Raw genomic sequence first — 1,364 nt, forward strand, 5'->3', positions numbered from 1 at the left:
CGCCAGCGTATCGGCCACGCGCTGCATCAGGTTGCGGTTAAGATCTTTATTCCAGTCGGGAAAGCGTTTGCCCATCCACGGCGAATTAAACGGCGGCTCGTTTTGACCGCCCCAGACCACGATGGCGGGGGAATTGCCGAACTGCTCAACCATCTCCTGGGTTTGTCTGGCGGCGTTATCGGCGAAGGCGGGCGTGTCGTTATAGCCCCACTGCAGCGGCACATCCTGCCAGATCAGAAGCCCGCGCTCATCCGCCGCCTGATAGAGGGCGCGGCCTGCCACATGACCATGCACGCGGATAGCGTTGGCGTTCATGCGCTCGACCAGATCGAAATCGCGCCCGTAGCGCGCCTTATTCATAGTGCTGAGCCAGGGGGAGCCAATGTAGTTGGTGCCGCGGATAAACAGGCGCTGACCGTTAATCAGCCAGCCCTGATTTTGCGCCTGCTCGACAATCTGGCGTAAACCTGTACGGCTGCTGCGCTGGTCGAGGATGCCCTGTTCGTCGCGCAGCTTGACCTGCACCTGATAGAGCGCGGGCTTGCCGTAACCTTTCGGCCACCAGAGCTGCGCCTTCGGCATCGGCAGGGTGACGGCGATGCGCTGCGGCTCGTTGCCGCTCGGCTGAAGCGTCACGCTCTGTTGCAGATGGTAGGCGTTCCCGCTGAAATTATCGGGCCGGGCGGTCAGATCCAGCGTGGCTGCTTTGGATGCCGGGGCGCGGTAGACGAACTCAACGCGCAGGCGCGGCTGCGTCAGTCCCTGCGACCAGTCCGGCCGGAGAATAACGTTATCGATCGCTACGCTGCGGCTCAGGCGCAATCTGACCGGCGACCAGATGCCGCCGGAGTTGGCGTCCTGGCCCTGCGGCGACCAGGCGCCTCCGGGTCGGGAGTCGTGCTGGTTAAGGATGCCTTTCATCAGATTTTTACGCAGCGGCCAGTTCTTCTGCGGATCTTCAAACGGGCTGTCAACCCGAACCGCCAGCCGGTTATAACGCGTCAGATTACCGGTAATGTCTACCGCGAAACGCTGGAAATAGCCTTCATGCTGCGCCAGCTTCTGCCCGTTAAGCCAGACGTCGGCAAGGTAGTCAACGCCGTCAAACTCCAGCGTCGCCAGCCGGTCGTCTGCCTGCTTCGGCAAAGAAAACTCGGTGCGATACCAGAGCGCGCCCTGGTGATCCCAGCCGGCGCTGTACCAGTTAGCCGGCACGCGCAGCTTGCGCCACGTCTGGTCGCTGCCGCGCCAGCCAACAAAATCGGCGTCGTTTGCGTCGTGGGCGCGCCACTCTGCCGCCAGCGACCAGCTCTCAGGCGGTGGAAGTTGCGCCGCGAACAGCGGCGCGCAAAAGAGTACGCTCA

The 1,364-nt window shown here is 62.6% G+C and carries 1 protein-coding gene; it reads right to left on the minus strand.

Features of this window, described 5'->3' with window-relative positions; genetic code table 11:
• Positions 1-1,341: glycoside hydrolase family 2 protein (locus tag B3797_RS03420; RefSeq protein ID WP_311790409.1), on the minus strand; the 1,341-nt coding region annotated here is incomplete at its 3' end.
• Between the last annotated feature and the right edge of the window lie 23 nt (positions 1,342-1,364).

The sequence above is a fragment of the Pantoea sp. UBA5923 genome, assembly GCF_002431095.1.
In the GTDB taxonomy this organism is placed as follows: domain Bacteria; phylum Pseudomonadota; class Gammaproteobacteria; order Enterobacterales; family Enterobacteriaceae; genus Pantoea; species Pantoea piersonii.